Origin of the sequence: Limnospira indica PCC 8005 (assembly GCF_000973065.1) — a bacterium.
Lineage (GTDB): Bacteria > Cyanobacteriota > Cyanobacteriia > Cyanobacteriales > Microcoleaceae > Limnospira > Limnospira fusiformis.
Genome location: NZ_FO818640.1, coordinates 4,686,884 through 4,713,276, shown reverse-complemented (window position 1 = coordinate 4,713,276; position 26,393 = coordinate 4,686,884). Strand labels below are relative to the sequence as shown.

19 protein-coding genes are annotated in these 26,393 nt (G+C 43.0%); 8 read left to right on the top strand and 11 right to left on the bottom strand.

Going from position 1 to position 26,393, the window contains the following annotated elements:
* The first annotated feature begins 174 nt into the window (after positions 1–174).
* Positions 175–597 (top strand): hypothetical protein, encoded by a 423-nt coding sequence (locus XZ46_RS20640; protein ID WP_006623928.1) that lies wholly within the window; start codon positions 175–177, stop codon positions 595–597.
* A 42-nt stretch (positions 598–639) separates the two neighbouring features.
* Positions 640–1,023 (top strand): hypothetical protein, encoded by a 384-nt coding sequence (locus tag XZ46_RS20635; protein ID WP_006623929.1) that lies wholly within the window; start codon positions 640–642, stop codon positions 1,021–1,023.
* A 134-nt stretch (positions 1,024–1,157) separates the two neighbouring features.
* Here XZ46_RS20635 and XZ46_RS20630 read toward each other — a convergent pair whose 3' ends face one another.
* The 5 genes from XZ46_RS20630 to XZ46_RS20610 all read right to left on the bottom strand — a co-directional run bounded on the left by XZ46_RS20630 (position 1,158) and on the right by XZ46_RS20610 (position 4,634).
* Positions 1,158–1,523 (bottom strand): hypothetical protein, encoded by a 366-nt coding sequence (locus XZ46_RS20630; protein ID WP_006623931.1) that lies wholly within the window; start codon positions 1,521–1,523, stop codon positions 1,158–1,160.
* 5 nt (positions 1,524–1,528) lie between these two features.
* Entirely contained in the window at positions 1,529–2,233 is a 705-nt protein-coding gene (locus XZ46_RS20625) for a lysophospholipid acyltransferase family protein (protein WP_008053473.1), read from the bottom strand.
* A gap of 99 nt (positions 2,234–2,332) precedes the next feature.
* The gene (gene tadA, locus XZ46_RS20620; RefSeq protein WP_008053471.1) at positions 2,333–2,806 is read right to left on the bottom strand and encodes a tRNA adenosine(34) deaminase TadA; all 474 of its coding nucleotides are present in this window, start codon (positions 2,804–2,806) and stop codon (positions 2,333–2,335) included.
* Positions 2,807–2,818: 12 nt separating this feature from the next.
* The gene (locus XZ46_RS20615; RefSeq protein WP_228116386.1) at positions 2,819–3,088 is read right to left on the bottom strand and encodes a tetratricopeptide repeat protein; all 270 of its coding nucleotides are present in this window, start codon (positions 3,086–3,088) and stop codon (positions 2,819–2,821) included.
* Entirely contained in the window at positions 3,042–4,634 is a 1,593-nt protein-coding gene (locus XZ46_RS20610; protein ID WP_008053469.1) for a tetratricopeptide repeat protein, read from the bottom strand. The genes XZ46_RS20615 and XZ46_RS20610 overlap by 47 nt, the downstream gene beginning before the upstream one ends.
* A gap of 148 nt (positions 4,635–4,782) precedes the next feature.
* Here XZ46_RS20610 and XZ46_RS20605 point away from each other — a divergent pair, with 148 nt between their 5' ends.
* From XZ46_RS20605 to XZ46_RS20590, 4 genes are all read left to right on the top strand, one after another.
* On the top strand, positions 4,783–5,874 hold the full coding sequence (locus tag XZ46_RS20605) for a glycosyltransferase family protein (protein WP_008053468.1): 1,092 nt from the start codon (positions 4,783–4,785) through the stop codon (positions 5,872–5,874).
* A 116-nt stretch (positions 5,875–5,990) separates the two neighbouring features.
* Positions 5,991–8,255 (top strand): sulfotransferase, encoded by a 2,265-nt coding sequence (locus XZ46_RS20600; protein ID WP_008053467.1) that lies wholly within the window; start codon positions 5,991–5,993, stop codon positions 8,253–8,255.
* A 52-nt stretch (positions 8,256–8,307) separates the two neighbouring features.
* Complete coding sequence (locus tag XZ46_RS20595) at positions 8,308–10,215, top strand: hypothetical protein (protein ID WP_008053466.1); 1,908 nt, start codon at positions 8,308–8,310, stop codon at positions 10,213–10,215.
* A 104-nt stretch (positions 10,216–10,319) separates the two neighbouring features.
* Positions 10,320–12,263, top strand: coding sequence for a glycosyltransferase family 92 protein (locus XZ46_RS20590; protein ID WP_008053465.1), 1,944 nt, complete (start codon positions 10,320–10,322; stop codon positions 12,261–12,263).
* A gap of 396 nt (positions 12,264–12,659) precedes the next feature.
* Here XZ46_RS20590 and XZ46_RS20585 read toward each other — a convergent pair whose 3' ends face one another.
* Positions 12,660–12,944 carry an HU family DNA-binding protein gene (locus XZ46_RS20585; protein ID WP_048895214.1) on the bottom strand — a complete coding sequence of 95 codons (285 nt, stop codon included), beginning with the start codon at positions 12,942–12,944 and terminating at the stop codon, positions 12,660–12,662.
* 80 nt (positions 12,945–13,024) lie between these two features.
* On the opposite strand from XZ46_RS20585, the gene tnpA reads away from it, so the two are divergent.
* Positions 13,025–13,423, top strand: a complete 399-nt coding sequence (gene tnpA, locus XZ46_RS20580; protein ID WP_048895213.1) for an IS200/IS605 family transposase — start codon at positions 13,025–13,027, stop codon at positions 13,421–13,423.
* A gap of 299 nt (positions 13,424–13,722) precedes the next feature.
* Here tnpA and XZ46_RS20575 read toward each other — a convergent pair whose 3' ends face one another.
* Positions 13,723–18,543 (bottom strand): tetratricopeptide repeat protein, encoded by a 4,821-nt coding sequence (locus XZ46_RS20575; protein WP_008053461.1) that lies wholly within the window; start codon positions 18,541–18,543, stop codon positions 13,723–13,725.
* Positions 18,544–18,604: 61 nt separating this feature from the next.
* Positions 18,605–21,352, bottom strand: a complete 2,748-nt coding sequence (locus tag XZ46_RS20570; RefSeq protein ID WP_008053460.1) for a tetratricopeptide repeat protein — start codon at positions 21,350–21,352, stop codon at positions 18,605–18,607.
* 184 nt (positions 21,353–21,536) lie between these two features.
* Here XZ46_RS20570 and XZ46_RS20565 point away from each other — a divergent pair, with 184 nt between their 5' ends.
* Positions 21,537–21,830: a hypothetical protein gene (locus XZ46_RS20565; protein ID WP_008053459.1), complete on the top strand. Its 294-nt coding sequence runs from the start codon at positions 21,537–21,539 to the stop codon at positions 21,828–21,830.
* A gap of 82 nt (positions 21,831–21,912) precedes the next feature.
* On the opposite strand, the gene XZ46_RS20560 is transcribed toward XZ46_RS20565, so the two are convergent.
* From XZ46_RS20560 to sppA, 3 genes are all read right to left on the bottom strand, one after another.
* Entirely contained in the window at positions 21,913–23,601 is a 1,689-nt protein-coding gene (locus XZ46_RS20560) for a hypothetical protein (protein WP_008053458.1), read from the bottom strand.
* Between the two features lie 165 nt (positions 23,602–23,766).
* Entirely contained in the window at positions 23,767–24,069 is a 303-nt protein-coding gene (gene rbp / locus XZ46_RS20555) for an RNA-binding regulator (RefSeq protein WP_006623949.1), read from the bottom strand.
* A gap of 230 nt (positions 24,070–24,299) precedes the next feature.
* Entirely contained in the window at positions 24,300–26,108 is a 1,809-nt protein-coding gene (gene sppA, locus XZ46_RS20550) for a signal peptide peptidase SppA (RefSeq protein WP_008053454.1), read from the bottom strand.
* Positions 26,109–26,393 lie beyond the last annotated feature (285 nt).

The window sequence follows — 26,393 nt, the reverse complement described above, 5'->3', positions numbered from 1 at the left end:
GACATAACCGACAGCGAAACCTGGCGATTATCCTAATTTCAAATCATCCGCCAAACTGAATCTAGCGATTATTTTTTAGGTTCTCAACGGAGATTTTGGCGAGACCAAAGGACTACAGGTGACTTTTGGGGATTTACTACTATTCAAAGGCGGGGATATTCTCCTAGTTCATTATTGGGTAGTGGTGCCGCCAACCCTCGCCAACGTTTGCAACCAGAACAAGTCACCCCCACCATAACAGGTAATGCTGAACCAGGAACTTTAGCACAACTGGTATCGAGTCGTTATCGTGGGGAAGTCATAGCAGAACAGTTTGTCGATAATTCTGGCTTTTACCGTTTTGATAATGTTCCTGTAGGTAGACAGGTTGGCAGAAATTACTATGTTTTACTTTACCCTGGCGGTTCTCTAATTAGTGAACCCATCATAGAAGAAGCTAGGTTTACCATTTTACCAGAACAACTGCCTCAAGGAGCATCAGCATTAGTAATTTCTGGGGGGTGGCAGCGTCGTTTTAATCCCGGTCATGATTTTTGGGGAGAACTCAACGAATTTAATGCCGGAGTTTCTCAGCGTTGGGGGATAACTGAAGATTGAACAGTCGGTTTAGGTGGCATTTATGATTCATCTACCCGTGGTTTGGCGGAAGTTTTTTATCAGCCTAAAGGAACACCTTTGCGAGTAGGTATTTCTGGCTTTGTGGGGGATGATGCTAATATTAATGCCGATGTGGTTTGGGATTCTCGACAATTTTATGCAACTTTCAATAGTGACTTTGATATAACTTGGTATAGTCTCAACTGGAGACTTGGGCGGGGATTGACATTATTTGGGAGTGGGGATTTAGATAGGTCTTCGAGTTTGGGTCTGCAATATTTTTGGGGTAGGCGCAATTTTTCTACTAATATCCGTGTCAGTGTTGATACAGATGAAACCATAAATTGGCATCTTAACCAACGTTTCGGCAACTTTTACCTAATACTATTACTATTGATGAAAATTCGGAGACATTGGAGGAGTTAAATATACAACTACTAGATTAATCTGGTGGTGGAGGTCTTCGGTTCCTTCCCGGAAAGCCATATATATGCCGCCACATTTTCCCATGATATAAGTATAAGTCAATTCCTAGGATTTGTCAAGAGAAAAGGGAATCTTTATCTAACTTCCCGAAAAACCTGGGAATGATTGAGCCAAATTTGGGAAATAAACTCTCGAAAACGTTGATGGTTTCTGGGTAACATTTCCTGCTTTTGTTCTGGGGGATTTAATGCGACTAAAAAAGGTATTACTTCTGTATCCAAAGCTACCCTAAATAACTCCCAGGGCCAAATCAAATCAGCACTGTCTCGCAAATCATAGCAAAGGGGCTGATTTTCTGTGGTCAATTCCACGAGCATTAAGGGACGCACCCAACAGACTTGGCGCAGGATAACGACTTGAATTACCTCGGCATAAAGAGAGGTATTTTCAGCATCAATAGCTACAATTTGACCGGAGTTAAATTGAGGTAAATTATTCATATATACTACAAACTATCAATCTCGATTAAAGCCTGATTTAAGTCTGACATCAACCTGATAGATTCTTTTTTTGCGGGACCTGTGGCATATTTTTTGACTTCTAGGGGTTTCCCAATTGTGACGTTAACTTCAGAGCGCCAATGGGGAATATTGGGGCTATAATGGATAGATATAGGCACAATCTTAACCCCTAAATTAGGATAGTGGGATTCAGCCTGAATTGCCAAACGACCTAATCCGGCTTTGAGAGGGTGAATTTGGTGATCCCTAAAAATGCCTGCTTCTGGAAAAATCACTAACATTTCTCCCTGGCGCAGTAAATCAACGCCATATCGCAAAGTGGCGATCGCTGGATGTTTTTGATTAACCGCAAACCCTCCGATTTGGCGAATAAACCACCCTTGAAGTCCTTGCATTTCATCAGCAGTTACCATAAACCGCGAATCTCGTCCAGTGACATAAGGACCTGTTGCAAATGGTACAATAAAAGCATCCCAACGAGATCTATGGGTAGGTGCTAAAATCACCGGACCATCTTTGGGTAAATTCTCCTGTCCGGTGACGGTAATCTTTTTAAAATAGAAGGGAAGAACCCCATAGCGTCCCAGGGGATAAACAATAGAAGTTAACCAACGCGCGACACCAGAGGATTTAGTCTGGCTAGAAGGAGATAAATTAGACCAGGGTTTAATCGATTGAACTGTTACCATGACAATAATTTGGGATTTCTAAACTCTATAAGTCTAAGGTAAATCCTTTAACCCCCTCTGTCATGGCAGAGGATGACAGTTATTAGATTGTCTCAATGGTTACATATTAGCGCGATGTTGAGCAAACCAGGATTGCAGTTGTTGGCGACAGGATGATTCGAGAATACCCCCTAGGACAGGGAGACGATGATAGGAGGCGGGACTGTCTGGAAGATTGAAAACGGTGCGAATGCTGCCAGTTTTGGGGTCGTCGGCACCATAGACCAATAAACCTATCCTAGCTTGAATAATGGCTCCTGCACACATGGGACAGGGTTCTAGGGTGACATACAGGGTGCAGGTGTCTAAATGCCAATCTCCTAATACCTGACTGGCTTGCCGTAATGCTATAATCTCAGCATGGGCGGTGGGGTCTTGATCGCGTTCCCGGCGATTTTCCCCCTGGGCAATCAGTTTTCCCTGTTGATTGACAATGACTGCACCGACAGGGACTTCTCCGGCTTCTCCTGCTGCTGCGCCTAGTTTTAAGGCCTGTCGCATCCAGTGACTATGGGTGGTGTAGGTTGGCTGCATGGGAAACTCTGGCTAAGGTCGCCTGGAATGTTCATCAGTCACCATGGCTTCTCCTAAATTGCGATAAAACCACAGGTGAACAGGTCCTGGCTGAAGGTCTATGGCTTTTTGATAATGAGCGATCGCTAATTGGGTTTGACCCTGGCTATGCAAAAGCTGTCCCAACTCCTGATGTAGATCAGGGTTGTTGGGACTGGCTTGGAGTAAATGCCGATAATGAGAAATCGGATCGGTTTTAGAGGCTACCTTTTTTTTTTGCGATCGCCTGCTTGAGAGCATCATAACCCTCTTCAAATTCTGGGTCAATGGTGATGGACTGTTTGAAATGAGCGATCGCTTCTTCTAAGCGTCCTTCCTCAGCCAAGGCTTGTCCCAGGTGATATTGTACATGGGGAGAGTGCGGATTAAGTTCGCCAGCTTTTCGATAAGCTATAATTGCCTCATCCCAGCGTTGACCACGAGCTAGGGTATAACCTAGTTGATGATGGGCTACGGCTGACTGGGGATTGAGAATACAGGCTTGGTGAAATCCTATGATCGCATCTTCGATTTTTCCCTTGCTTCTGAGAAACTGTGCAAATTTTTCGTAGGATTCGCTAGAATTGGGATGAAACTCATGGCTTTCGCTATAGGCGGCGATTTCCTCGTCTAGGTGGCGCTGCTTGTCCTGAACTTCCTGTAGATGAGTTTGAATTTCAGCCTGGTTGGGGGGATTAAGATATAAGGCTTTTTGATAGGTGGCGATCGCCTCTGACCAATGGTAAAGTTTAGTCAAAGCCTGACCTAAATCAAACAGGACTGGGGTGGAAGTGGGATGGAGTTCGGAAGCCTTTTGATAGGCGGCGAGTGCTTCTGATAGGCGATCGCATTTGGTTAAAGCCTGCCCTAATTGATGGTAGAATGAAGCAGAGTTAGGATCGACTTGGGTGGCTTTTCGGAATATATCAACGGCGGCTTCCCATTGATTTAATTGGGTTAAAACCTGTCCTAGGGGTTGCAGAATTTCTACCAAATTTGGGTCTAACTCCAAGGCTTTCTGATAACTCTCCGCCGCTTCCGATAGCTTTCCACTATTGGCTAAAGCTGTTCCCAGGTATTTATGACTGGTGGCTGAGTTAGGATCAACAATACAACAGCGACGGTATAGGGTGGCTAATTCCTCCCAACGTCCTTGGGACTCCAGGACTGTTTGCAATTTGGGCAGGGCTTCTGATAAATTGGGATTAAGTTCGTAGGCTCGACGATAGGAGGCGATCGCCTCTTCGGTTTCTCCCAAAGCCTCCAAAGTTTGACCCAAACTCATATAACAGTCAGACCAATAAGGGTTTAATTCTAACCCCTGACGATAGGCTGTAACTGCTTCTGAATATTGCTGTTGTTGGTGGTAGGCTTTACCCAAGCTGTGGTATAGTTCGGCATCATCGGCTGTTAACTCAATGGCTTTTTGCAATAGGGAAACGGCCTCCTCTGGGTGGCCTTGTTTGATCAGGACTAGGGCTAAATTGTGGTAAAACTGCCAGAAATATGGGTCAAGTTCAATAGCCTGGCGGAAACAACGAACGGCTTCTGGTAAGTTACCCTGTTGATTTAGGAGGGTTCCCAGATTATCATAAGACCAGGCAGAATTAGGGTTAAGTTCCGTAGCTTGACGGTAGGCTGCAATAGCTTCGTCGATTTTTCCCTGTTGGCTGAGGGCTTCTCCCAAGTTATGATAATACCAAGCTGATTTAGGACTGGCGGCGATCGCCTGATTGTAGGATGCGATCGCCTCGTCTAACTGACCTTTTCTTAGGAGTTGATTGGCTGTGTCGAAATAACTGACGCTCATGTTAGGATTTTTGACTATATTTTGATATGGAAGAACAGATGATTGATATTTGTTGGTTATGACCCGCCCTAGAGAATGACCCACAGTTTAACTGGATGTTCCCATCCCCTTACTCAATCGAGCCATCCCTCCCAATTGTACATAATTTATGGAATTTGACCGCCAAAAATTAGAACAAATCGACTCGGAGTTAGAGCGATCGCAGTCGTGGCTAGAACAAATCTCCCACCAGATGGAACAGTTACCCGCCCAGGGTAGTCCATCCCCGGCAATTATACCACCTAGCTTACCACAGCGAAAATCTATTTTATTTTATCGAGATTATCGGGGACTAACCGGAGGTCATTTAAAAGTCTGGGATTATTTTAATCATATTCTCGATTCCCCGGACTACCTACCCCAGATTTATTTTTCTCCCGAAAGTGCGATCGATGCTAATAACCCGTGGTTCAATATTGACAAACAACTAATTTTATCTCAACCGCTATCAGATCCCCACATTATCTTTATGGACGGTATGGACTGGGAATTTTTATCAGCCAGCCAGCGCCACAACTCCCCCATACCAATTATTAATCTAATTCAGCACATCCGGCACGCCTACCCAGATAATCCCCGCTATCAGTTTCTCAACCATAAAGCGATCCGCATTTGTGTCAGCCCAGAAGTGGGAACCTATCTGGCAGAATCACGTCGAGTCAATGGACCCCTGTTTATTATCCCCAATGGCTTAGATACCAGTAGTTTTCCCCAACCCCGACCCGACCCCCAACGGGATATCGAAATCCTGATTTCGGCCCTTAAACAACCGGAACTAGGCGAACAGTTACAACAAAGGTTAGCAGCAATGGGCTATGGGGTGCAACTGCTGACATCCCTAATTCCCAGAAGAGATTATCTACAGTACCTCAACCGTGCTAAAATTACGATACTCCTGCCTAACCGCGAAGAGGGAGAGGGATTTTACCTTCCCGCCCTAGAAGCCATGGCTATGGGGACTCTTACCATCTGTCCAGATTGTATAGGGAATCGGTGTTTCTGTTTTCCCGGTTACAATTGTATGCGACCCAAGTATACTGTGGAAGGACTGTTAGAATCGGTCAAAGAGGCGATCGCCTTTTCTGAGGTGCGGAAGTCTCTGGTCAAAAAAGCAGCCTTTCAAACGGTCGCTGAACATGGTTTAATGAAAGAACGGACAGCATTTATGGAAATCCTGAACCATCTGGAGGATTTATGGTAAACTCCCACCGACTGGCGGGCGAGGCTGTCAGGGTTAGTAGCTAGTCAGTTATGAACCTTAATAAACGCTATATTTGCCATTCACTTATAAACTAAAGATAAACCGACATTTATACCATGCCAGATAAAAAGAGCGAATCCCAGGTTTTAATTATGACAGGAATGCACCGTTCAGGTACATCCTTGACCGCTTCATTATTGCAAAGTGCTGGGTTGCACGTTGGTCGTCGGCTAATGCAGGGAACTGAGTTTAACCCCAAAGGCTACTTTGAGAATATTGATTTTTTTGAATTTCACCTAGATTTATTGCGATCGCAAGGTGTTAATATAGATGGTTGGACATTACAAGAAAACCTGGATGTTCCCGACGAGTTTATCGACAAAGCAAATGCCATTGTTGACAAAAATTCTCTGAGTCATATTTGGGGATGGAAAGAACCTCGGACGACACTATTTTTAGATTTTTGGGCGCAGTTATTACCTGATGCTAAGTTTCTGTTGATTTACCGTTCTCCGTGGGATGTGATAGATTCTCTGTACCGCCGAGGAGATGAAATTTTTAGAAATCAACCCGAACTAGCAGTTAAATATTGGATATTTTATAATCAGAAAGTCTTAGATTTTTATAATAAATATGGTGATAAATGTTTATTGGCAAACATAGAAACAATTGTCAAATATCAAGATAAATATGTAGCGGAAATTAATCAGAAATTCGGGATAAATCTAACTAATCCTTCTCCGGCGGTTTATGATGATTCCCTAATGCAAGCCAATATATCAGAAGATGGTCAACGTCCCAGCTTAATAGATTATTATTTTCCTGAAGCCATAGAAATGTATCAGGAACTAGAGAGTCGGGGATGGCATCCTAATCAAACTCCAGATTTATCATGGAATAATCAGATTAAGTCTTCTCCCTATATGGCTTGGGCTTTTAGAGATTGGGCGAATTATCGACTGTCCGCCGCCGAAAATAAGTCTCTTAGGGTTGAGTTAGAAGGGACTCAAGCTAAACTTGAAGAAACTCTGTCTCAGTTAAACCCAACTCGGGATGAATTGGAAGAAACTAGGTCTCAGCTACAGGAAACAGAGTCGATTGTAGAACAGTTCAAATCTCAGTTGGAACAAACGGAAGGGGTTCTAGAAAAAACCCACAGTCAACTGCAAAAAACTGAGTCAATTTTACAGGAGTCTCACAATCAACTGACAGGACTGCGATCGCAGTTTAGCCAAGTTCAGGAAGAACTAGAACAAGCCAAATCACAGTTAAGTCAAACTCAATGGGACGTGATGAAATATCAATCCCAACTACACCATACGCAGGAAGAACTAGAACAGGCGGAGCAACAAAACCGGGAACTGAATGAGTATGAGTCTCGGCTGATGAAAACTGAGATGATGTTGAGTCAATCAAGACTAGAACTGGAGCAAGCGAACAAAACCCAGATGCGAACTATTGCCCAACTTCATTATACCCAAGGGAAACTAGAATATTCGGATCAGTATCTAGCAGAATTAGAACGACTTGAGCCACAACTGGAGAAAACTGAGATCCAATTGAGTCAGTCTTTGCTTAAACTTAACCAGGTTGAGAAAAATCATCAGCGAACTCTGGTACAATTACATCAAACTCAAGGGAACTTAGAGACCTGTCAATTGTATTTAGCTGAAAGTCAGCAACAACAAACCCAGTATAAAAATCAACTGGAAGAGTGGAAACGACTTGGGGAAGAATCAATTGAACAGCAAGATGAGATGGAAAAAGCGATCGCTCAGTATCAGGCAAAATTGCAGGCGACGGAACAGGAGTTAGAATCATCTCAACATCAACTACAGCAAACTCAAGAGGAGAAAACCCAATGGGAACAGGAAATTGAGGAGTACGAAAAACTTTTGGCGGCGGCGAGTACACAGGAAGATGAGATGGAAAAAGCGATCGCTCAGTATCAGGCAAAATTGCAGGCGACGGAACAGGAGTTAGAATCATCTCAACATCAACTACAGCAAACCCAAGGTGAGTTACAACGGTCGCAAAAAGCACTGAATAAAACGGAATTGGAAGCTGAGAAGTTGCGGTTTTATCAAATGGTTGCTAATTCTTCTAGTGAACAGAGTGAGGAACGAAAATATCAGCTTTTTGTCTGGGATGCTTGGTGTGCTTATCAAGTTGGAGATTTGGGGACAATGGCTCAATGTTTACAGCGATCGCTTAAATATTCTCCCAAGTCAAAAACAGAAACTCTCAGCCATTGGTTGGATAAATTCAGCCAGTTTGCTAAGGAAAAAGGAGTGCCATTTGACACAGCTTCTCTAACGAGTTCTCAAGAATGGAAACAACTGATGAAACGTGCGATCGCTGTGAAGTCTTTAGTAAGCTAGGAACAAAAATTTTCATAAATTTAAAGCAACTGATTAAGCATTGTAGAAAACCATGACTAATAAATCTAAATCAACCGTAGAATTATCAGAATTACTGAGTCTTAAATATCTCACTAAGCAACTTGCCAATGAAGTAAATAGATTATTGTATCAGCAAACTCACGATGCACCTATAAAACGGGTTTATATAAGAGGCTGCCCTCGTTCCGGCAATACGTTGATGCTGTATTTATGCAAATATGGTTTCAGAAATAGCCATATTCTTGAACCACAAGAAATTCCAGTTCTAGAAAAAAGTGTGCCTGGGAGAATTACATTCGGCACTTTCCCTTCTCCTGAAGGTTATCCTCAAAAGCGCATCTGGGCTAAAAATTTCCTCAACCAAGAAGATGCTGCCATCATCTTTATGGTCAGGGATCCTCGGGATGTCCTTTTATCAGAACATGGTTTAAAACCGGGTCAACCTTGGATTGAAAATCCTCAGCGGTGGATTGATAATGCTTTGGTATTTCTTGAAAATAAAACTTTGGACAATCATCCTAGGATCATAGCAGTTAGGTTTGAAGATTTGTTGTCCAAACCGAATCAAGTACAACTGCAAATCTCTACTTATTTAGGGTTAGAAATAGAGCGACCCTTCTCTGATTGTTGGCAACACTTTCAGATCCTCAGTCCAAATAACATGAAGTCTCTTAAAACTGTCGGACCATTTGATACAAGTAAAATTGGCATTTGGAAAAATGATTCCGATAAAAAAAACTATGTGATCCAAAAATTAAATAACAAACCAGAGATATATGCTCTGATGAAATATTTTGGTTATGATACATTAGAATTAGGAAACACGAATCAAAATGCCAATTGTAAAGTCTATGAATCTCCAGATAGAACAGCCAGCTTACTGAGGTTGTATCCTCAGTTATTTTCTCCATCAAATCGCGGTAAAACTCTCCTGTATGTAGGAGCAAGAACTGATAGGTTTGACTATGGAAAAGAGTTGAGAGAAGCCGGTTATAAGATCACAATTTTGGAGATTTTTGATAAGAATGTTGATTTCTTAAGAAACATAAGTTGGTTAGAAGAAGTCATTTTAGGTGATGTCAGGACATGGAAAAGTCATCAAACCTATGATGTAGTGTTCTGGTGGCACGGTCCAGAACATATAGACAAAAAAGAATTGAAACCCACCTTGTCAAAGCTGGAAGATTTGGCGCGAGAAGCTGTAATATTGGGCTGCCCTTGGGGAGACTACCCTCAAGGTCATTCTTACGGAAATGAGCATGAAGAACACGTTTCTGCTTATGATGGAAATGACTTTGCTGATTTGGGTTACCAAGTGGAGTGTTTACTCAAAAAAGATGTTAGGGGTTCTAACATTACTTCAGTAAAATGTTTAAATCAAAATGCCAATTGTAAAGTCTATGAATCTCCAGATAGAACAGCCAGCTTACTGAGGTTGTATCCTCAGTTATTTTCTCCATCAAATCGCGGTAAAACTCTCCTGTATGTAGGAGCAAGAACTGATAGGTTTGACTATGGAAAAGAGTTGAGAGAAGCCGGTTATAAGATCACAATTTTGGAGATTTTTGATAAGAATGTTGATTTCTTAAGAAACATAAGTTGGTTAGAAGAAGTCATTTTAGGTGATGTCAGGACATGGAAAAGTCATCAAACCTATGATGTAGTGTTCTGGTGGCACGGTCCAGAACATATAGACAAAAAAGAATTGAAACCCACCTTGTCAAAGCTGGAAGATTTGGCGCGAGAAGCTGTAATATTGGGCTGCCCTTGGGGAGACTACCCTCAAGGTCATTCTTACGGAAATGAGCATGAAGAACACGTTTCTGCTTATGATGGAAATGACTTTGCTGATTTGGGTTACCAAGTGGAGTGTTTACTCAAAAAAGATGTTAGGGGTTCTAACATTACTTCAGTAAAATTGTTAGGCTTAAATAAATGAAAAATTCATAAGACTTAGTTGGTAATGTGGCCTTCAAATAAATTCATGTCAAAGTTGAATGCTTGCAACTAGAGAACGAAAATTTTATCATACGAATATTGATAATGAACCCAAATACTATTCTCTGTACCACCGCCAAAAATGAGTCTCCATATTTAGTAGAATGGATAGCTTATCATCGATTCATTGTTGGCTTTGATGAAATTCTAATTTATGACAACGATAGTCAGGATGATAGTTTAGATCTGCTTCAAAAACTAGCAGCATTAGGGTTATGTAAGTTTCAAGAATGGCCAAGAGTACCTGGTCAGCCACCCCAGCAATCAGCCTATAGCCATTTCATTCAAACTTACAAGGATTTATTTGAATGGGTTTGTTTTCTAGACATGGATGAGTTCCTGGTTTTAAAGCATTTCAAGTCTATTCACGACTGCATTAAATCGTTTGAAAGCAGAGCAGATAGCATCCTGGTTAATTGGCTTATGTTTGGCTCTGGGGGGCAAAATGAGTATCTCCCAGAACTGGTAACTAAAAGATTTGTTAAATGCGCTCCCAGTAATCATGTAGTTCACAAACACGTTAAATGTATCTCAAAAATTGACACTATAAAAAACTGCGACATTCACATACCCGTTTTAAAGCCTGGATCAACATATTTTCATATTGATGGGACAGAATTAAAATTTGGCAACAACCCAACCGGGGAACATATTGGAGAGCAAGGTTATATTAATCATGAACCTGGACAGATTAACCACTATCAGTCTAAGTCTTTGCAGGAGTACAAATGTAGAAAACTTAGAGGAAGAGCTACCGTTAATGAAAGTTCACCCCAAAGCCGTCTAAAACCCGGAGATTTTGATAGTCATAACTCTTATAGTAACGCATTAGAAAACCATGATATTTTGGCTCTCACCCTAGATTTAGAAAATCATGTTTCATCAATCTATACTTCCTTGGGAGTAAGACAGCAGTATGAGCAAAAATTTATGATATTTATTCAGTCAGAAACGCAAAGGTATGATCGTCTGCATAATCAATCTTATGCACCTTTAGAAAAATCTAACTATGATCCGCCAAAGGTAAATGGCAAAATCAAAAATCCCAGAGAAAATGAGCGTTTTTTATATTATAAAAGTATCTTGACTAATCTAGTCGATATGAAAACTAGCATTGGTCTAGAAATTGGAGCATTTGACCGACCTTTTGTGCCACCATATCAAGGAAAAATCCACTATGCAGACTATAGAACTACACAAGAATTAAAGGAACTAGCAAAACGTACTACTGGTCATAATCCTAATTTCGTAGTGGATGTTACCTATAATCTGTCAGAAATAACTCTGAGCGATATCCCTGGAAAATACGATTATATCGTAGCTTCCCATGTGGCTGAACATACACCAAACATGATTGGTTTTCTGAATCAAATTGCTGATTTATTAACTGATACTGGTTTAGTATTTTTGACAATCCCTGATCAACGTTATACTTTTGATTGTTTGAAACCTTTAACCAGCTTGGGGGAACTCTTAGAAAACAACTGTAATAAGTTAGAAAAACCTGCTTTTCGTCATGTATTTAACTCTCGCTACTACAATCGACCCGTGAAATCGGCTGATGTGTGGGCTGGCAAAATAAACAGTAAGTCACTTTCTCGCATTCCTCAAGATATTAATAAACTTATCTTGGCAGCCAAAAAGTCTAGTGAATTCTACATTGATACTCACTGCAATATTTTCACGGATTTCCATTTTTATGATGTGATATCTGAGTTAATAAAATATAATATAGTTAATTTTTATAACGCGAATGTTTATCAAGTAAAACCGGGATTTATGGATTTTTTATGTATTCTATGGAAAGCAGAAATAAAAAACTCAGATATTTACAGTTTATTTCCAGACTTAAAAACCAGATTGATAAATGATCATGGAACTGTGCAATCGCAAACTATAGCAATGAATAGTTTTCCCAACTTAGAATCTATCAGAACCAGTTTGAAAGAATATCAACACAAACTGATGAGAATTGTAGATGAATTATAGTGATTTACAGTAAGGTTAATTTGTAAAAAAATCCATACATGAATGTTTAGTCGTGGAATGTGAAATCCGACTATTTATGTTATGTTAGGTGAGTCTCGGCAAGATGTCACTGATAATCTGATATACCATGTCGCCGGTGCAATATTGACAAAGGAATCTCATTCCTGTCTTCCATATTAACCAGAATCAAAATTTCTATTTCACATAGACATCACCACGGTTTTGGTTAATTTTTGATTCTACAATGATACGATCGCCATATCACCACATATAAAACAGATATGGTTAAAATTTATAGAGTCGCTCCCAAAATGAAAGCAGTAGGGCGTATATAATACGCCCCTAAAGTTCTATAATACTAACAGGTTATCTCTGTTAATGGTTAATCAAATGTTGTTATTCTGAATCTGCCTCTTCTGTATCCTTAGAGGGTTTAATAACTCGGAAGTTAACGACTGTACGTGCTGGGACTTCAGTGGTTTCACCAGTTTCTGGGTTGGTTTTGGTTCTTGCTGGTTGCTCTTTGGGGGTAAATTTCCCTAAACCTCTGACGACAACTGGCTGACCACTCTCAATTTCCTGAGAGATAGCACTAAAAGCCAAGTCTAAAATAGCTCTAACTTTTTTCTTGGGAATTTTGGCTTCTTCGGCGACGCGCTGGACCAGTTCATTTGTTTTCATACCCAAAAACTCCTATGATTAGGTGGGAACAGCCAGATTATTGTTCTGTCAACTGACTTTACTATAAAAACTTTTTGTCTATGTGTCAAGTCTATAGACACAATCTAACAACAAAATCTTTGATTAACTACCACTTTGTTTGGAGTTCTAGGCGCAAACGTAAGGTACTCAAGGGGATGGTAGCGATTAGACTTAGGGAGTTAATGGAAGAAGTGTGTCCAGATTTGGAGGTCGAAATCCTGACTCTGGATATACAGCCTAACTATGTCCACGCATTTTTGGATTGTCCGCCGACCCTAGCCCCGCATCAGATTATCCATCGAATCAAAGCCTATACAGCCCGTCACCTCCGTAAAGAGTTTGAACATTTGCTGGTGCTACCATCAATATGGACTCGTTCCTACCTAGTTTCGACATCGGAGACCATCTCTCAGGAGATTATTGAGGATTATGTCAAACACCAAGGAAAAACAGGATGAAACACCACCCAACAGATCAGTTGACAACTATCAATGTCTGGGCTGTTGAAGTTGATAGACTATCTTGGTTAACCCAGTTATACTGTGGTATGCTACCGTAAGACAAATATCAATAGATGGGTTGGATTCTGAATCCTTGAAATTGATAGAAAGCAAGAATGAGAAGGACTTAGACTTATACTTTAAAGCTCAGTCAATTTTTGAGAGACGACTGGAAGAGATGATGTAATTGTTGCGGTTCCGGTAATTTACAAAGGTGTACGGAAGAAGGTTGGGTCCCTTCTTCCATGGGTGTTAATCTAATCGTCTGAGCTACCATGTCGCAGGTGTAATGTTGACACAGGAATCTCATTCCCGTCTTCCATAGTAGCCAGAATCAAAATTTCGACTTCACTGGGTGTTTCACTGACATCAATGGTTTTGACGAAGCCACTATCAATAGCATGGGGGACATCTGGAAATACTTTGGCGACATCATCACGTTCCTGATTCATTTTGGATTCGCCAATGACACGATCGCCACAGATAAACTTGATTAGTTTAGCCGGAGAGTGCTTACCAATCACCCATCCCTGAATCAGCATATTTTCTTCATTGAAAGGATGGTGTAGCTTGGGTGAATCGATCGCACATCCTAAAAGCGCCTCCTTATCCTCAGACATTGATATCGCCACCACTTGATTGTCATCATTACTCAGACGAATACCATAATCTTGTCGTATGCGACTCAGGTTAGGGTTATAACAGGGGTCATTTTTGAGTACATCTCTCCACCGCTGCTTCATGATTTTAGATTCTCGTTTAAACCGTTCTTCTTTTTCCGGGGTATCCTCATAACCGCGACTCTTAGACTCATAGTGATATAAAACCACATGGGGTAGATAAATATTCCGATATCCTCGGCTGACCAACTTTAAGCAAAAATCCACATCATTAAATGCAACTTCCAGCTCTTCATCTAACCCCCCGACTTCCTCAAATGTCTCTCGCCGACACATCAAACAGGCTCCGGTCACGGCGGAGTAATTATTAACCGTTACCAGTTGGTTATAATAACCCAAATGATGAGCCTGATAACCCTTATGGCTGTGACCTGCTACGCCGCCAATTCCCAGGACAACGCCAGCGTGTTGAATGGTATCATCGGGGTAGAGTAACAAAGCACCGACAGCACCAATAGAGGAACGTTGAGCCTGTTCTACCATGGCTTCTATCCAATCGGGGGTCAATACTTCGGTGTCATTATTTAGAAACAGTAAATAATCCCCCCTAGCTTTAGTTACCCCATAGTTATTAATTTGGGGGTAATTAAACGGTACATCGAACTCGTAACAGCTAAAGCGTTGGGGTTCTTTTTGTTTCCAGGCGTTGATAATATCGAAGGTTTCTTGTTCATCACTGCCATTGTCAATGACGACGACTTCATAGTTAGGATAAGTGCTTTTTTCAAAAATTGACTGTAAGCAATGATTGAGAGTAGTTCCCAGGTTGCGAGTGGGGATAATAATACTGACAAGTTTGTGTTCTTCGATGTGATAGCGAACAGTGTATTGACCGGGGAAATTCTCATGATCTGAAACAATTTGCGCCTTTTCCCCGCAACGAGCAAAGGACTCATTTAAGGCTTTTTCTGCTGCTATATAGGCGTAGAGTTTACTGTTGGGGTCGTAGGCGGTGGAGCCGCTATGCTGTCGCCAACTGTAGAGAATTTTGGGGATATGGAAAATCTTATTAGTTTTCTCAGTAACGCGCAAGACCAAATCATAGTCTTGACTACCTTCGTAACCAATTCGGAAGTTACCGACTTGATTAACCAGTTCCCGGCGATATACTCCTAAATGGCAGGTATACATCCGTGCTAAAAATGAGTCAGGACACCAATCAGGTTTAAAGTATGGGAACACCCGTTGACCGTACTGGTCTAATTTATCCTCATCGGAATAAATCATATCAGCATCAGGATTTTCATTGAGTACCAGTGCGACCTCATAGAGTGCTTCTGGGGTAATGACATCATCATGATCTAAGAGTGCTATATATTCTCCGATCGCCAATTCCAAAGCCGAATTAGAGGCAGCACATATGTGACCATTTGCTGTCCGAAAAGCGACCTTAATCCGGTTATCTTTTCTGGCATATTCTTCCAGCAGAGGTTTAATCCAAGGTTCGCTGGAATTATCATCAGCGATACACAGTTCCCAGTTCGGATAAACCTGAGAGGTAACTGATTCGATCGCCTTTTTCAGGAACTTTTCCGGGGTATTATATACCGGCATAATCACGCTAATTAGCGGCTTATATCCGAGATAATTAACCGCCTGAGACATTTGCCGTAAGTCAGCGGGTCGGGGCAAATTTTCTCGGAGCCACTGTTCATAACTTTCTTGATCAATGGGAAACCGTTGCTCAGACGGACGGGATTTTTTCTGAGTCGGAAGAATCGGTTGCTCAGACGGACGGGATTTTTTCTGAGTCGGAAGAATAGGAGTTTCCCCGAAAGTTTCTTGAGGAATAAATAGGTCTACCCCCTCATTTTTTTTTTCAATCACCTGTTGTAGGCGAGAAGCGATCGCCCTATTGTCAGGGTCGAGGTCTTGAGCCATTTGGTAAAAAACGATCGCCCCATCCAACTGAGTTTGTCGAGCCAGAGTATCAGCCAACTTAACATAGAGTTCCGAATCATCAGGCTTAATCTCGATCGCCTTATGATAGGTATCCACATTATCTGGTTCCTGTTCCATCACCTGAAGATAACATCCCAGAGCCTCATCTAAATCGCCTTTAGCGCGTTCTCGCAGTGCATCAGCCAGTTTTTGTTGAATCCCAGGTAAATCAGACTGTACAGCTATGGCGGCGCGATATCCCTTAACCGCCTCTTCCCAATTTTGAAGTCTAACCGAAACCTCTCCCAAATTATAACTAGACCAGGGGAACTCTGGATTCAAGCGCGCCGCCTCTCGGTAAGCCGTAGCCGCCTCTGACCAGCGTTCCAACTTAACCAGAGCCTCCGCCAAACTGTTGTAGGACCAGGAATAATCCGACTTAATCGCGATCGCCTTTTGATAAGCCTCAACCGCTTCCGACCAGCGTTCCAACTTAAACAGTACATCAGCCAAACCATTGTGAGACCAGAACAAATTAGCGTCTAACTGATTAGCCTTTTGATAAGCCTCAATAGCCTGATCAAACGCTTGTTTATCGCGCCATAGGTCTCCCAACTTTTGCCAAACCTCAGCATTATCCGCCGCCAAATCGGTAGCTTTTTGATAGAAAGCGATCGCCTCATCTAGCTGTCCCGTCTGTACCAGAGCATCAGCGAAACCCTTACACAGCTCAAAATCAGCCCCAGAAGCATCCAAAGCCATTGCTTGACGCAGAACCGGGACCACATCAGCCCAACGTTCTTGTCGCAGCAATACCCGACCCAACCCATAATAGGCAGCCGCCAGATTTTTGTCTAATTCCAGGGCTTTACGATAAGCCGCCTCCGCCTCTGACAAATTCCATTGTTGGTTGCGAAGTTCCCCAATTTGGTAGTATCCCGCCGCCCAATTAGGATTAAGCTGTAATAGCTGACCATAGAGAGCGATCGCCCCATCAAAGTCTTGTTTCCCGGCCAAACACTCAGCCAAACCCTGGTAAAAAACTCCTGATTTCGGGTCTAATTCAATAGCCTGACGGTAAGCCGCCTCCGCCTCTGACCAAGCCTGTCCATAAGCCTTCACCTTACCGATACCATAATAAGCCGGAGCCAGTTGTTTATTCAACTCCAAAGCCCGCTGATAACTCTCATAAGCCTGATCCAGCTTACCCTGAGCGAGGCGAGTATTTCCCAGACGCACATGATCTTCCGGGGTAGCCTTATTCGGTTCCAAAGTATAGGCTTTTTCCAGACATATAGAGGCTTCACCCTCTCGTCCCAGACGTTCGAGAACCTTAGCCAAATTGCGATAGACCCCGGCAAAATTAGGATTTTGAGCGATCGCCTGTTGATAAAAGGTAACCGCTTTTTCCAGGCGATCTTCCTGGGCGTACAAGCTACCCAAATTCGCATGAACCTCCGGGAATTGGGGCTTAACTTCCAGAGCCTTATGGTAGGAGCGCACCGCCGCCTCCATTTCCCCCAACACTTGCAAAGCATTCCCCTGAATTTTATATGCTTCCGCCAAATTCGGGTCAAGTCGCAATGCTTTCTGACAAGCCGAAACCGCCTGTTCCCATTTTTTAATAGCGCAGAATGCCTTAGCCTCTTGTAAAACCGTTTCCGGGTTAACCGGGCGACTAATAGGAACCCCCATTCCCTTCTCAATAGGAGCCTGTGCAGATTGACCCACCACCAAAACATCTGGCTGAGGAACTTGCCTCGCAGCAGTTGCGGCCGCTAAAGTATCTTGAGGAGTTGACACAGCCGCCTCCAAAGTATCCACCGGGTTAGAAACTGCTGGAGTTTGGTTATTCAACTCAATAGCCTTACGGAAATAGGTAGCAGCCTCCTGCAATTTACCCTGTTGTTTCAGGGCTTCCCCCAGGTTTTGATAAGCGGCTGCCAAATTAGGATTAAGATTAATAGCATTTTGATAACAGGCTTGTGCTTCCGTAGCCATACCCTGCTGCATCAGACCATCACCCAAAGCCAGATGTTCTTGAGCGCTGACAGTGTGAGGTTCCAGGGTGTAGGCTTTATATTGAGTTCGGATAGCATCTAAGGGGCGATTAAGCTGAGTCCAGACCTTAGCCAAATTCCGATAAGCTCCAGCAAATTCTGGTTTAATCGAGATCGCCTTTTGATAAGCCGCCTGCGCCTGTTCCCACTGTTGCGATCGCGCATAGAGGCTACCCAAATTGGCATAAACCTCAGCCCAGTTGGGTTGTAGTTCCAGAGCCTTGGTATAATTTTGCTTGGCACCTTCGAGATCTCCCCCTCGCAAGGAAACATCTCCCAGGATTTTCAACCCCACCGCCGAGGTAGGTTGAATCTTCAATAATTGTTCACAAGCCTTACGAGCATCATCAACCTGTCCTTGTTGAAGATATGCTTCTGCTTGTTGTTGCAGGAACTGGACACTTTTTTGAAGGATCTCTTTAGCTTGCATGGTTTGGCTCAGTTCGGACGGACTCATTTTTTAATTCCCAAGGTTCAATTATACTCGTTGATGGTAATTGGATCACAAAAAATTTTTTTTATCTAATTTCCAACTTCTCTAAAATCTTCTCCAACCCGGTCAGATTTACCCAGATATCCTCAGTTAAGGGATTTTGGTACATTAGCGATCGCAAAGGGTAACAGGAAAACCCATCTCCCGTCAGGGAGTAATGTTCCAATCCCAAAGCCTGAGATATCACCCAATAGTAATGGCGGTCATAATGGGGGGACATCAACTCAACCACTCTCACTCCTGGCTGACAGAAAACCAAATTGGTTAAACCACTCCCATGGGGACCTATAACTATTTCCGCCCGTGAGAATAAAGCCACCTGCTGAGAAAACGATAGTTTCTCTGGTAGCACCCGCACAAACCCCAACCGACTCAGCTGCGCCATCACCTGTTCTTCATTCAGAACCCGTCGATGTCTAGCCTGGGCGCGACTCACATAGATACGATTAGGGTAATCATGATTATCACCTGTCGCCAGGGGGAGAAAAGTTCCTCGCAGGAAGTCCAGCCCCCAAGGTTGCAACCATCCCGTCGGAGAAGCAAAGGAGGGGACTAGCAACTGTCGCGCCTGAATATGGGGGTAGCGATCGCTTTCGATAATTTTCGATTCCGCAATACCCAAGCGCCGCAAAGTTTCCCGCTGAAAAGGTAGCCTAGCACTATTGACCACAAACCCATCTATCTGATTAAAGTCTACCCCCACCCGTCGCATTAATTCCCACCGTGGCAGTATATCAACCATCCAGTGAAAATAGATATGTCCCGAAAGTCCTGATAATACCGCCACCGTCCCATCAATATATTGGGGGGGACAAAGTTTAGTTTGGCGAAAAATCCAATGTTTTTCGGGATTATAGTTAGTACAACCCGGAAGGGGGGCGGGATATTCCCGTGATAGGTCGGCTAACAGTTGATTATCCGGTGTTATGGTAGCGATCGCCCGACAGACTTTCCAGTGATTTTCTTGGGGAACAATCCAACATCGTCCCTGGGGAATACTTGCCACAAACGTTTCAAAGGGGACCTCTACAGTCTTCGCATCTGCCACTCGCCTCTGAATACCATAACCTAAATTGCTCACCTCAAATCCCGCAAAAATTCGCTCTCGACAAGGGCTACAATCTAAACCGCCGCACTCTCTGCCCCCTACATTATCTAACTCTGCTGAGGGAGGCTGTTGTGCTACCGTTGGAATGGGGATATAGTGGCTGGTGTCTATATTATTCGCCTGTAGCCATGCCTGGGTTTTCTGATAAACTCCTTGGGGTGGCTGTTGTGGTCGGGGAATTTCTCCGGTTGATATAGTTCCGGTATCCCGCCACTCCTGCGAAACAGTAGTCAAATTCTCTGCTGTTTCCTGGTTTTCTAAAACCTTTGAATAATAAGCGATCGCCAATTCCCACCGTCCCTGCGCCTCAAGTAAACTCCCCAAAAGCCAATAGACTTCTGGGGAGTATTCAATCACCCCGGCAGTATGGCAAACTGTTATTGCCGCCTGCAACCTTCCCTGTTTAGCTAGACAGGATGCTAAATCCAGGTAAGTTTGTATTTTCTGAGGTTTAATCCTTAATGCTCGTTGATAATACCTAATTGCTGCATCCCACTCCCCATATTGATTTAGGGTATTACCCAAATGAAGGTAGGTGGCTTCTAGGTAGTTATAAACCGCATCCGGCACCTCAGTTACATTATGATCAGACTCCTGGGAGTTCTCAGAGTTCCCCAATTCCAAATCGGATTTTTGCAGAGCTTCCAAAAACTGGGCGCAGGCTATTTGTGCCTGTAGTAGTTCATCTGAACCTACTTCTAGGATAACGTCCTGATTAAAGCGTTGGATATAACCCTGCACAAATTTCGGGTCAATGGCGATCGCTTTCTGAAAACAAGCCATGGCTTGAGATAGCCAACCTATGATTAAGCAAGAACTACCACAATCGCTATAGAACATGATATTATCCGGTTCTATGGCGATCGCTTTCTGGAAATAACTTATCGCTTGTCTGTGGTTATTTTTTTGCTGCCACAACTTACCCAAGTTACTGTAAGCAATAGCTAAATCGGGTTTCAGGCTAATCGCCTTCTCGTAGGCGGCGATCGCTTCACTCAGCTTTCCTTGGCAAGCCAAAGCCCAGCCTAAGTTATTATATACTAATGGCTCTGTCGGGTCAATATTTAGGGATTCTTGAAAGATGGCGATCGCCTCATCTATCTGATTTTGCTGTAATTGCAAATATCCCAGGGTGTTGAAAATTTCCTGAAAATTAGGGCAGTTAATTCCGCCTTGTTGTAGAACTTTAATTGCTGTGTCAATGTCACCCCGTTCATTTAACCGCAGCCCCATATCCAAATAAGCCTGACCTAGCTTAGGGTTTAAGGCGATCGCCTTTTCGTAACAGCCAATAGCCCCTTCAATATTACCCTGCCAATGTAAAGCCGACCCTAAATGATAGTGTAAATCTGCCCAATTAGGAGATAGGTCGATCGCCTGTTGGTAAAATGAAATAGCTTCATCAAACCAGCCCATATTCCGATATATTTGGGCTAGGTAAGCATAGCTAATAGCTTGGTTAGGTGCAAGTTCAAAAGCTTTTGTATAAGCCGACATAGCCGCCATTAATTGGCCATGGTCTTCATGAATATTGCCTAGCAGTTGGTAAGCAATGGCACAATTAGGCTGTTGGCTGATGATTTCCCGACAAATAGCAAAAGCCCGATCTTGGTTTCCCTTGCTTAAATTATCCTGTGCCAACTTCAACAACTGTTCAACACTCATTCCCACTCCCGGTTTCCCTATTGCAGTCTACAACAGGTCTAGCGCTATCTTACCCAAGAATTATAGATCCTCTCCTGCTCATTTACTCAACTTTGATCCATCATCGTCTCGATGTCCATATAATATTGATTGATATTTGGTGGGAATATTGCTAAATTTTGATGATTGTTAGTGAGGACCGATCATGAAAACTATTCATGTCGTCTTAATTGCCGTTGCTACTGCCTTATTTAGTGGTGGTATTGGCTTTGTCGGAGGTACAGCGATCGGCGGTGTTGGTGGTGCCGCAGCCGGGGTTTTCTTAGGTATATGTATCACCGCAGAAACAGCCAGACAAGAGGGTTTTTTGACTGCTGAACAAGCTGATAATCTCGTATCTATCATGCGCCAAAATGCCTCAACTCAATGGGAGATACCACCCGAAAGTTTAGAGAACTTTAACTGCGAGCAAATTACTCAAGATTTGGGTTCGGAGTAATTATAAATTACCCAAAAAGGCAGGCTATTATCCTGCCTTTCTTTATCTCAAACCTCGCCAAGCCACCAAAAATACTAACTCCTCACTCTGGGTTATTTAAAATACATTTTGCATCAACAATCCACCAATTAGGCTGCTCAAAAACCGTACATATATTAACCTGTTCATATAAAGCGATCGCCGAATCCTTATCCAGTAAATCCAAGGCTTTTTGACCTTCAGAAAAAATCAACATCCAATGATTATTTCTAATATATTCAGGCGTGAAAGCTGCCGGATCAATCAGCCAAAAATCCACATTATATTGACTAATAAAATTCTGAAGTTTTGCCAAATCATCCGTATAGTGAGCATTAATCATATCCAAAGTTCTCGCCAAAATTTGATGGTAATAACCCAAGTGATAAGGGATAGCATATTCTCGCGCCATCAAAACAGTTCTTTGAGCAAAAGTTGGCAGTTGATCCGCCTCTGCTGACAGAGAAGCTATCACAATATCTTTCCCTTGCTGTTGGCAGAAATCATAAACTTCTGTCATTCTACCTTTCTCATATCTAACCAATGGAAAATAAGGCACAAAAGCCGGATATAATAGGAGAATTGCCACTATTACACTCATGATAGTTCCCGCCAACCATCGATAAACCCTATAGCTATGGTTATTCCTAAAAACTCTCAGAAGTGTATCCAATATTAAACTCAGAGATATAGCCGTTAAAACCGCAATAATAATCCGAAAACTTAACTCTGTATATCGACCTGGAAGGTGTAGCTTAAACAAAAGTGCATGGGATGCAAAAAACATCAAAACCGATGATATTAACAATTGCAATAATACCCAAACCTGTGGTGTAATATATTTCCAGAGGGGAAACTGTCTCCGAAATATTAGTAAAAATGGCAGTAGTAAAGCCACACATTGAGTCGCGGGGGTAAATAAGGAACTGTGAAACATTCCGCTACGTCTTCCCGTGAACCAAATATCCATAAAATTATCGTGAAAAAACCTACTTCTTCCCCCCTCGAAAAATTCGGGAGAATTCATAGCTTCCGCGCGAGTAATGGTCGGACCAAATTCTGAGGAGGTGATCATATATGGAAGTAATACTATCAAAGCCACCAATAAACCCCCTGCTAAAATTTGATAATTTAGGTGATTTTTGCTTGGCTTAAATCTGCCATTTTCCCAATGAATAACTCTCAATATCAGCATGATAGCAGCAATGAAAACATATTGAGGATAAAATAAGCCAATAGCTGCTACTGTGACACCAACCCCCAGCCGAGAATGTTTCACTAGATAGTATAAAAAGGCGATAAAAAGCGGGTTAATAAATGCTCTGGGTGTTCCTGATGCTAAATCGTCCTTTAACCATAAGGCTTGATTGATGATTAAACAGCCTATAAATCCGGTGACTGGAATTGGCAAAATTTCCAGACATAACTTGAAAAAATAATAAGTAACAAATAATCCTAAAATTGGCGGAAGAATTTTCGCGAAGTCAAAGGGGTTTATTCCTAAGATGATACCCAGTTTATACACTAGAGTATATCCCAGGGGAGCTACAGATTGAAAATAATCGGCTATTAAATCATTGGGAAACAGGTCGGGGTCAATAAACCGCAACATCCAAAAAATGTGCTGTCTTGCGTCATTATGGACTAAATTGGGTTCCGCAAAGGCTTGTTTTAGTGATAAAATACCGTATAGGGTGGCTAAACTCATGCTGAGGAAAAGCCACAATCGGGTCTGAGATGTATATTTTTTCATATTCTCATGGCTATTGACGGGTCTAGGGACACAAAAAAAGACCCCTACAACAATGAGGGGTTTTAATTAACTTAGTTTAGTAATTCAGCCACAACCATTAACAATTATTAAGCTGAAACGCGAAATTGCTAAATAAGCTGTAAGACTGATAGAAAAGTGGGAATCCTAGGACCGACGAGAGTAACCGCCACCACCACGACGACCGCCACCAAAAGAGCCGCTATTTTCGCGAGGCTTGGCTTTATTGACTCTCAGATCACGACCGCACCACTCAGCACCATCAAGAGCATCAATGGCTGACTGTTCCTCAGCTTCTGTGTCCATTTCCACGAAGCCAAAACCACGCATCCGTCCGGTTTCACGGTCTGTAGGTAGTTTAACCCGCTTAACTGCTCCATACTCTGCGAATACAGCAGTTAGATCTTCTTCTGTAACCTCATAGGACAGGTTACCAACGTAAATCGACATAAATTATCTCCAAAACCAGAGTTTCGTAGGGAGTGAGGTTCTCGGAGAGAAACTTGCCAGCATAAAACGTGAAAAACTCGTTGATACTTGAAACAAAAATACTACAACCGATACTTAATTCTCCATTGACTACAGTCTAGCACCCTAACTGATCATTTGGGAATAGGTATTATTACTTTTTTAGAAAAATTTAAGATTTGGTGAGCATATTGTGGCTCAGTGCTTTGGATCTAATCAATCTGCAAGTTAAACGGTAACCTGGTATATATTCCCCTAGGATCATTGAGATGCCTAAGCACGGAGAACTCATGATAGAGTTTGAGCAGTTCGCTAGTCAGAGGGTCTGTTGGAGTGGATTCGGTTCGCAGGCTTTCTAGCAAACGTTCCTCAAAACTAGGAATTCTGGGATATTCGGCGAGTTTCCAATCATCACCAAGTTCGGCTTTTTCGGCTACAGCAGCGATCGCATCTTGTAAACCCCCCAACTGATCAACCAACCCCAAGGCTTCAGCTTGTACCCCCGACCAAACCCGACCCTGAGACATTTCCAAAACCTCCTCTTGTGGTAAATCTCTCAATTGCGCGACGGAAGAGACAAACCGCTGATAAATCAGATCAACCATCTGCTGAACTTTCTCTAGTTCCTGGTCTGTTTTGGGACGGGAGATAGAATTAAGATCAGCAAAGGGTCCGGTTTTCACACCATCCCAGGTAATTCCATTCTGGTTAGCAATATCCTGAGCATTGAACAGCAGTCCAAATACACCAATTGAACCAGTGACTGTCGTGGGTTCAGCCAAAATGCGATCGCTACCCATAGCAATCCAATAACCACCGGAAGCGGCGGCATTGCCCATAGAAACTATAATCGGTTTTTCCTCTCTGGTCAATTGTACTTCCCGTGCGATTACCTCAGAAGCGGTAGCGCTACCACCGGGACTATTCACCCGCAGGACAATTCCTTTGACCCGATCATTATCCCGTAGCCGGCGTAACTCTTCGCTAAAGCGATCGCCGCCTACTTGACCAATCCCGCCACGACCATCGACAATTTCACCATCAGCATAGACTACAGCAATGATATTGCGACTGTTGGGATTACCAGCCCAACTTCCCTTAACTTCAGGAGTTCTGGAATATTCCTGTATCCCCACCCGTCGAAAAGGTTGTCTTCCCTCTTCCTTTTCTCCGGTCAATTCACGCAGTTGAGCCGCCACCTCATCTCTATGGGCGATCTGATCAACCATTTCGCGATCCTTCGCATCTGCAGCCATTAAAAATCCATCCTGATTCACAATTTGCTGCAACTGTGCTGTAGTCAGACTGCGACTAGATGCGATCGCCCCCGTAAACTCACCCCACAAATCTCCCAATAACTGCTGCATTTGCTGTCTATTTTCTGGGCTCATCTCTTGGCGCAAAAAAGGTTCAACAGCAGACTTATATTGACCAACCCGCGTCACCTGTACCCCAATCCCAAACCGTTCCAACGCTCCCGCTAAAAACACGGTTTGAGAACTAAACCCGCTCATCTCGACGGTCCCCATGGGGTGGATAATGATTTCATCCGCTACTGAACCTAGGTAATATTCACGCTCGGTCCAGTCAGTATCATAAGCAATAATAGTTTTACCGCTCTCTTTAAACCCTTCCAAAGCCCGACGGACTTCCTTTAAATTCCCAAACCCTGTGGGAGTTGTACCACTACCGCCTTCCAGGTACAGCCCCACGATTTTATCATCCTTACTCGCCCGCTCAATCGTTTCTAGCACTACCCGCAATGGCAAGAACCTAGACCGATCGTCTCTCAGGGTCTGTCCTATGGCGATCGATGGTGTTGGCTGCGGTGCCGTGTCCGCTATACCCACAGACAGGTCTAGCACCAATACTGATTTATCTCTGAGGGTGGTTTGTGTACCCCTCGAAGCACTAACTACTACTAAAAACGCGATTCCCCCCATGCCAAATGTGATCACTAGGAACAGTCCCAGTAAATTGCCAACTACACTGGCTAGGGTATATTTCAGAAACTCTTTCATGATTAGGTTTCCCTCAGCCGGGGACGGTTTGCTCTGGCTTAGTAGGGGTTAATCATAACAGAATACCACGGTTCAGATTTAATCAGCCACCATGCCTTTAGCTGAGGGGTTGACAGGATCAGATTTTGGCGGATATCCTCTATTTGATTTTTTATTCAACGTCGAAAAAACGCGGCGACACCGGCCGCACCGGTTGACAAATCAAGTGCGATCGCTTATCATATTCTCGTGAGGCTAACATGGCTTCTTGCTTGATTTTTTATTCAACGTCGAAAAAACGCGACG